The organism is Corallococcus praedator, from assembly GCF_003612125.1.
Lineage (GTDB): Bacteria > Myxococcota > Myxococcia > Myxococcales > Myxococcaceae > Corallococcus > Corallococcus praedator.
Genome location: NZ_RAWI01001155.1, coordinates 1 through 425 on the forward strand (window position 1 = coordinate 1; position 425 = coordinate 425).

The 425-nt window shown below is 68.5% G+C and carries 1 protein-coding gene; it reads right to left on the reverse strand.

Features of this window, described 5'->3' with window-relative positions; genetic code table 11:
- A partial coding sequence (locus D7Y13_RS43495; RefSeq protein WP_120631140.1) for a DUF6285 domain-containing protein occupies positions 1-296 on the reverse strand: 296 nt, incomplete at its 3' end.
- Between the last annotated feature and the right edge of the window lie 129 nt (positions 297-425).

A 425-nucleotide genomic window follows, 5' to 3' on the forward strand; every position in this document is an offset into this window, starting at 1 on the left:
TACTTCGCCAGGTAGCGGGGGTTCGAGACGCGCAGCTTCTGGGCCACCTGCTCCTTCAGCAGCGCGACCGCGTTCTCGGGGACCTCGCCGGCGCGGATGCGCCGCGCCAGCTCCCAGTCGTCTTCCCGGGGAGGCGTTGTCGCCCACAGCTCCCGCTCGGCGATCCCGAGCCCGTTGATCGCGACGAGCGTCCGGAACTTCAGCCGGTGATCGTCGAGGATCGGAAGGATCTCGTTCTGCAGGAACTCGCGCACGGCCTCGGCGAGCTCCTGCGGGCTGGGGCGATCATGCTGCATGTTCGATCAAGTCGAGCAGCTCGTACTCCATCTCGGCCGCGAGGCGGCCCAGCACGGCGAGCTCGACGCTGCGCTCCTGCCCGTTGAAATGGCGCCGCGACTGGGTGAGGCACCCAGTCGCCCACTTGA